Below are 7,041 nucleotides of genomic sequence, written 5' to 3'. Positions count from 1 at the left end.
GCGGCGCCGGACAGACTACTCCTCGAATGGCAACGGTGCATCGCTCTCTGTACGCATCGCGAAAACGTTGAGCGTCATCGCAACCAAAGCGTAATAGCCGAGCAGCCCCACGAGATTGACCGTCGTCTCATGACCGAAACGTTGCACCGCATGGGTGAATGTCGCATCGGATACACGCTTGGCGTCATAGAGTTCGATGGCGAAGTCATAGATCAGCGCTTCTTCGGCATCGGCGAAATCGGGGCGCCGGCCCTCGAGCAGGGATTGGGCGACCGAATCCGGCAGCCCCGCTTCGATCGCGATCGGATAGTGAATCTGCCACTCGGCTTGCGCGCGCCACTGCGCGGCGGTCACCAGGATCGCTAGCTCCGACAGCCGCAACGGCAAACCCGTCCGATACCGGCAAAACGCACCGAGGCGCTGCGCATGTTGCGCGAGCTCCGGGCTGGCGATCCAGGCCAGGAACGGGCCGGCGAGATTTCCGCGCGGCCCCGACAGGATTTCATCCAACACGGCCAGTTGTTCAGGGCTGGCACCCGCCCGGTCGAACTCGGGCAAGCGCGCATCGGCCGGGACTTTCGTCTTCATGATGTGTCCTTCTTCGCGCGGAACCGCCTCAGTATGGCTCACCGGGTCGCCTCCGTCGATGCGCCAGCCGCAATGAGCGCAGCGCCGAAGGCATCGCACAAACGCTCGGCAATGCGCTCGATATCGTTGGGTGTGCAGATAAACGGCGGGGCCAGCAAGACATGATCGCCTTGTTTACCGTCGATCGTGCCGCCCATCGGATAGACCATCAGGCCGCGTGCCATCGCTTCGCGCTTGAGGACCGCGTTGAGCTTGCGAACGGGATCGAACGGCGTCTTGCCGTCGCGATCGACAACGAATTCGACGCCGACGAACAAGCCCCGCCCGCGAATGTCGCCGACATGCGGATGATCGCCCAACCGCTCGCGCAACGTCGCTCGCAGTTGTTCGCCGCGCGCCTGGACGTTCGCCAGCAGATGCTCGTCTTCGATGACTTTCTGCACTTCCAGTGCAGCGGCGCAGGCCGTCGCATGGCCGATATAGGTATGCCCGTGTTGGAAGAAGCCGGAGCCTCCGATGATCGCGTCGTAGATGCGATCGCTGACAAGCGTCGCGCCGATCGGTTGGTAACCGGCGCCCAGCCCTTTGGCGATCGTCAGCAAATCGGGCGAGATGCCCTCTTCCTCGCACGCATAGAGGTAGCCCGTGCGCCCCATGCCGCACATGACTTCGTCGAGAATCAACAGTACGCCGTACTTGTCGCATACCTCGCGGATCTTGCGGAAATAGCCGCGTACGGGTGGCACGGCGCCCGCGGTCGCGCCGACGACTGTTTCAGCGACAAACGCCGCCACGGTCTCCGGCCCGAGCGCAAGAATCTTTTGCTCGAGTTCGTCCGCGAGCCGCTGCGCGTAGGCTTCGTCGGTTTCTCCGGATTGCCGCTCCCGGTAGGCGTAACACGGGCTGACGTGATGCGCTTCGATCAGCAGCGGCAGGAACGGTTCACGGCGCCAAGCGTTACCGCCGATCGCCAGCGCGCCGAGCGTGTTCCCGTGATAGCTCTGCCGGCGTGCGATGAAATGCCGGCGCTGCGGCTGCCCGATTTCGACGAAGTACTGACGTGCGAGCTTGAGCGCGGCCTCGATCGCCTCGGAGCCGCCCGAGACGAAATACGCGTGACCGATGCCGCCCGGCGCTTTTGTCACCAGCCGCTCGGCCAACGCCTCGGCTGCCTCAGTCGTGAAAAATGACGTATGGGCGTAAGCAAGCTGACGTGCTTGCTTCTCGATCGCATCGATCACGCGCCGATGGCTATGGCCGAGGCACGAGACGGCCGCGCCGCCGCTCGCATCGATGTAACGCTTGCCGGTGGAATCGATGATTTCGATGCCGTCGCCCGCTACCGCGACGGGCAGCGGCTTGTTCGGCATCCGATGGAATACGCGGGACATAGTGACCTCGAAGTTGACACAACAACAATCGATGCGCATTTGTACATCATCACAACATATGTTGTCAATGCGGACGCGATGTGGCGCACACGGGGCTCCCGCTGCGTTTCGTCAGATGTCAGATATATCAGGGTACGTACGCGCCCTTCCCGTGCAATGCGCGCTCGGCCATCTCGAGTTGTTCGACGGCATCGGCGCCTTCGAGCGCGAGCAATTGTGCGACGAGCGATTCGGTGAGCGCCGTGGCCGCGACAAGCGACGGAAAGAACGAAGGGCTCTCGTGCGAGAAAATCAAGACGCTGTCGGCATTGAGCGCGATGGGCGACACGGCGCTATCGGTAATGGCAACCAACCGGCTGCCTTTTTCCAGCGCCACCTCAGCCACGCGGGCGGCCTCCACCGAATAGGGCGCGAAGCTGATGACGACGGTGGCGCTCTCTCGCGTGATGGCACGCAACTGCATTTCGAGCGTGCCGGCTTCGCCCGTGAGCAGCGACACGGACGAACGAAAGAGCCCGTAGCCATAGACGAACCCGAACGCGACCGGGTAACACGAACGAAAACCCGCCACATGAACGTGCCGAGCCTTGCGCAGTACGCGCGCAGCTTGCAGGACGTTGCGTTCGTTGTGGGTAGCCGTCGCTTCGAGATTGAGCTGCTGCGCGACGAGCAAATCCTGCGCAAGCGTGTCCTTCTTGCCCGCTGCCATGAGCGAGCGCGCACGCGCCGTTAGCGGCTCGGGACGCGTACGCACGCGCGCGACGCACAGGTCGCGCAGTTCGTTCCAGCCGGGAAAGCCGAGTTGCTGCGACAAGCGCACGAGCGAAGCCGGTTGAACCTGCACGCGCTCGGCGATTTTACGCATCGACAGCACCGCCACTTCGTCGGGATGATCAAGCAGGAAGGCGGCGCCCGCTTGAAATTGCGGGCTCAGCTCAGCGAAACATGCGCGGATCGATGCGGCCAGCTGATCGAATGATTCGGGCATGGGAATGGCGTGCGGGAGTGGATGGGCGGTTGCGAGACAGCTGCGGGCCGCCGCGCTGTTGCGGCGACAACAAATGTTACCACCGCCGCAACAGCGCACCCTGAGTTATGCCGAGCGCGCGGAAACGAGCCAGCGCCATCATCGAACCGGCTACGCACCGGCTCGATGTCGACGAAAGCACACTGAAGGGCGAGCTCACGCGTTACGACTTCAACGCCGCGAGCATCAACTCCAGGTTCTGCACCGCCGCGCCGGACGCGCCCTTGCCCAGGTTGTCGAAAACCGCCGACAACAAAACCTGCGCCCGTTCGGCGTTGGCCAACACGCTCAGGCGCAAGCCATTGGTCCCATTCAACACCTGCGGATCCAAATGCGTCATCGCCCGCGCATCGGCGAGCGGCATCACTTCGACATAGCGCGCCCCCGTGTAGTGACGCTCAAGGCACGTATGCAGCTGTTCGCCGTCCACGCCAGGCGCGAGCAGGCGCAACTCGATCGGCACCGTCAGCACGATGCCTTGCCGATACGCGCCGTAAGCCGGCACGAAGAACGGACGATGCGCCAGCCCCGTATGCAGTTGAATCTCCGGCGTGTGCTTATGCTCGAGCGCAAGCCCATAGACCTTGAACGGCGCCGCACCGGCCCCGTCATTGGATTCGTATTCATCGACCGCCGCCCGGCCCCCGCCCGAATACCCCGAAAGGGCATGGATCGCCACCGGGTAGTCGCGCGGCACGAGCCCCGCTTCGATTAACGGCCGCAGCAACGCGATCGCTCCGGTCGGATAGCACCCGGGGTTCGTCACGCGGCGGGCCTCGGCGATCCGCTGCGCCTGCCCCTCCGCCATTTCCGGCAAGCCGTAGACCCATTCCGGCTGCGTGCGATGGGCCGAGCTCGCGTCGATCACGCGCACGCCGGGATTCCGAATGAACCCGACCGCCTCGCGTGCAGCCGCATCCGGCAAACACAGTATCGCGATATCGCATTCGTTGATGGCTTGCGCGCGACGCTGCGGATCCTTACGCTCGGCGGGCGCCAGCGTAACGAGCTCGAAATCCGTCCTGCCGCGCAAACGCTCGTGGATCTGCAAGCCCGTCGTGCCCTGGTCGCCGTCGATGAACACCGTCGGTAAGCGCATCGCCATCATTCCTTCTCCCATTCCATCGTTCAAGGTGAAGGACCTATCGTGCGCCCACCGCTTAGAATAGGAAAAGTTGAATTTCATGACGGACTCATTCATCTTTCCTGAATCGGAGGAGGACGGCAATGCGAGAGATCAGCCTGGATCGCCTGCGTACGCTCGTTGCGATCGCGGATAGCGGGTCGTTCGCGGCTGCGGCGCAATCGCTGCATCTCGCGCCGCCTACCGTCAGCCTGCATATCGCCGAACTCGAGCGCCGAATCGGCGCCCCGCTGCTGTCGCGTACGCGCGGCAATGTACGGCCGTCGCCAATCGGGGAAGCGTTGATTGCCCGCGCGCGGCGGCTGCTCGCCGAAGTCGAATCGACGCTCGAAGATGTCAGCCGGCAGGTGCAAGGATTGACCGGACGCGTTCGTCTGGGTGCGTCCACCGGTGCGATCGCGCATCTGCTGCCGCAAGCGATCGCGCAGCTGCGCGAACATCATCCGGATATCGACGTGCAGATCGCGGTGCTCACGTCGCAAGACACGCTTGCAAGGCTCGCGCAAGGCACGCTCGACGTCGGGCTGGTCGCCTTGCCTCAAGCGCCTGTCACGGGCCTTGACATCCGGCCGTGGCGTCGCGATCCGGTCGTCGCTTTCCTGCCCGCCGATTGGCAAGCGCCGGCTCGTGTCACGCCGGCATGGCTGGCCGCGCAGCCGTTGATTCTCAACGATGCCCATACCCGGCTCTCGCGGCTGACGTCGGAATGGTTCGCGCTCGGCGGGTATCGGCCGGCGGCGAGGATCGAACTGAACTTCAACGACGCCATCAAGAGCCTGGTCGCCGCCGGCTACGGCGCGACGCTGCTGCCGCATGAAGCGGGCGCACCGCATACGGACGAACGCGTGACGATGCGCCCGTTGCGACCGGCGCTGTGGCGGGAACTCGGGATCGCGCACCGGACGGGGCAAGTCGAACGCGCCACCCAGCATGTGCTCGGTGCATTGTGGAAGCTGAAGGTGCGCTAAACGGCAACCGGGCGTAGGGCTGCCTCGTTAGACCCCTTCGACGCGACGCGTTATCGGCGAACGATTCCCGCTCAAGCAAAGCTCACGTGATAGATCGGCGGAAGATGCGCCGAGAGTTCGCGCCAGCTTTCGCCGCCATCGTTCGATGTCCAGAGCCCGCCGGTCGTCGAGCCCATCGCAAGACGAGTGCCGGTGGCGTCGATGGCCAGCCCGTGCCGGTAAACCAGATCGTAAGCAAGCCCTGACGGCAGGCCTTCGGAGAAAGATTCGAACGTGCGGCCGCCATCGCGCGTGCGCGTGACCACGAATCGGCCATCGACTGGAATGCGGCATGCATCCTTGACGGCGGGCACGAACCAAGCCGTGTCGGGATCGTGTGGATGGACGGCCACGGCGAAACCGAAGTTCGACGGTTGCGCCTCGATGCGCGTCCAATGCAGGCCGCCGTCGATCGAACGGAAGATCGCGCAATGATGCTGCGTCCAGAGCTTGTCCGGCGCGGACAGGCATTGAGCGACACGATGCGGATCCTGCGCATTCTCTTCTTCGCGCCGCTCGGGCGGCATGTAGTCGGCTTGCATGCCTTTCGACGTCGGACGCCACGTCGCGCCGCTATCGAACGTTTGCCACACGCCGCCGGACGAGACGCCGATCGTCACATGACGGCTGTCACGCGGATCGACCAGCACTGAATGAATGCCCGCGTGATCATAGCCACCACCGCCCCATTCGCGGCGCTCGGGACGGTCCCATAGCGAGCGCATCAACGTCCAGCTTTCGCCGCGGTCATCGGAACGGAACAGGCCGCCAGGGATCGTACCAGCCCACAGCGTGCCGGGTTCGTCGGCACCGCCAGGCTCGAGCGTCCAGATCTGTTCGAGCGACCATAACGGTTCAGCTGCCGGAGCGTTCGTTTGTGGGCCGTCTTGTGCGTTTGCGCCTGCCGACGCCTCAGTCGCGCTTGCCGCTTCGGCCGCCGCCAATTCGGCTTCGGGCTGCGGAGGATACACCGGGCTCGCGCAAGGTTCCCACTCGCTCGCGCCCGCGGGCATGCGATGCAGCTTCACCCCGAAATGACCGAGATTGAGCGCGGCGTAAAGCGTGCCGTCGCGCGGATCGGCGAGCGCCGAAGTCACCGGCTCGCCAATGAAATGGATCGCAGTCTGTTTCCAGCGGTGCGGATCCGCCTCATCCGATTCGAACACGAACAGCCCTTTACGGGTGCCAACGATCAAGCGGTCGTCGTTCACGGTGTGTCTCCATCGTTATGTGCGCAGGGTTGCGCGCGTGGCGTCAGCCGCCGGAGAGTGCTTGCACTACGTAAATGCGACTGTTCTGATCGACAGGATCCGAAAGATGGCGGCGATCGCGCAAGGGCATGCCATCGACGAAGACAGAGAGATGCCGGCGCAATCCGCCTTGATCGTCGAGGATATAACCGCGCAGGCGCGGCTCGTCGGCGAACGCAACGGCTAGCGCCTCGTCGACGGAACGTGCGACCACATCGCGTGCAGGCATCGCGATGTGTCGTTGGATCGAAGCGGCAAAGAATAGGTGCGTCATCTTTGGATCGGCGTTTCGACGGAGGTTCTTAAGTGTAGTCGAAGGCAACGGGGCGAATTTTGCTTGCGCACGCTGCGGTGTGGAACATCTTCGCCGCTTTTTGCCGTGCGATGAAATATTTCCGATGGTTTGGGCCATTGCGGGGCGTGATGTCTATTCAACTACAACGCTTTTGAACCGATAATGTCGCCGGACCGAAGCGATTGGCCGCGCTTTGGCTCACACCATTCAGTTGCCGGGCGCGCAATCCTATTCCCGGCGAGGATCGCGCCGAGCGCGTGCGCGCGTCCTCGGCAACTGAAGACTGGATTGCCGGTTAATCGGATAAGGAAAACAAAAGAACTTAGCGTTCATCACCGA

At 63.5% G+C, this 7,041-nt stretch carries 7 protein-coding genes; 1 reads left to right on the top strand and 6 read right to left on the bottom strand.

Going from position 1 to position 7,041, the window contains the following annotated elements; translation table 11 throughout:
- Positions 1-15 precede the first annotated feature (15 nt).
- From ACTHL0_RS12665 to argC, 4 genes are all read right to left on the bottom strand, one after another.
- Positions 16-588, bottom strand: coding sequence for a carboxymuconolactone decarboxylase family protein (locus ACTHL0_RS12665; protein ID WP_440567094.1), 573 nt, complete (start codon positions 586-588; stop codon positions 16-18).
- Between the two features lie 38 nt (positions 589-626).
- Positions 627-1,979, bottom strand: coding sequence for an aspartate aminotransferase family protein (locus ACTHL0_RS12660; protein WP_440567093.1), 1,353 nt, complete (start codon positions 1,977-1,979; stop codon positions 627-629).
- Positions 1,980-2,106: 127 nt separating this feature from the next.
- Positions 2,107-2,967, bottom strand: coding sequence for a MurR/RpiR family transcriptional regulator (locus ACTHL0_RS12655; protein WP_440567092.1), 861 nt, complete (start codon positions 2,965-2,967; stop codon positions 2,107-2,109).
- A gap of 202 nt (positions 2,968-3,169) precedes the next feature.
- Positions 3,170-4,105: an N-acetyl-gamma-glutamyl-phosphate reductase gene (gene argC / locus ACTHL0_RS12650; protein WP_440567091.1), complete on the bottom strand. Its 936-nt coding sequence runs from the start codon at positions 4,103-4,105 to the stop codon at positions 3,170-3,172.
- 128 nt (positions 4,106-4,233) lie between these two features.
- Here argC and ACTHL0_RS12645 point away from each other — a divergent pair, with 128 nt between their 5' ends.
- Positions 4,234-5,118, top strand: a complete 885-nt coding sequence (locus ACTHL0_RS12645) for a LysR family transcriptional regulator (RefSeq protein ID WP_440567090.1) — start codon at positions 4,234-4,236, stop codon at positions 5,116-5,118.
- Positions 5,119-5,189: 71 nt separating this feature from the next.
- Here the strand turns inward: ACTHL0_RS12645 and ACTHL0_RS12640 are convergent, their stop codons facing one another.
- Together ACTHL0_RS12640 and ACTHL0_RS12635 are read right to left on the bottom strand one after the other, a co-directional pair.
- Complete coding sequence (locus tag ACTHL0_RS12640) at positions 5,190-6,368, bottom strand: WD40/YVTN/BNR-like repeat-containing protein (RefSeq protein WP_440567089.1); 1,179 nt, start codon at positions 6,366-6,368, stop codon at positions 5,190-5,192.
- A gap of 43 nt (positions 6,369-6,411) precedes the next feature.
- Positions 6,412-6,681, bottom strand: coding sequence for a MoaD/ThiS family protein (locus tag ACTHL0_RS12635; RefSeq protein WP_440567088.1), 270 nt, complete (start codon positions 6,679-6,681; stop codon positions 6,412-6,414).
- Between the last annotated feature and the right edge of the window lie 360 nt (positions 6,682-7,041).

It is taken from the genome of Trinickia sp., from assembly GCF_051961175.1.
Classification (GTDB): Bacteria; Pseudomonadota; Gammaproteobacteria; order Burkholderiales; family Burkholderiaceae; genus Trinickia.
Note: the sequence above shows the minus strand (reverse complement) of the source record. Positions and strands in the feature narration are given on the sequence as shown.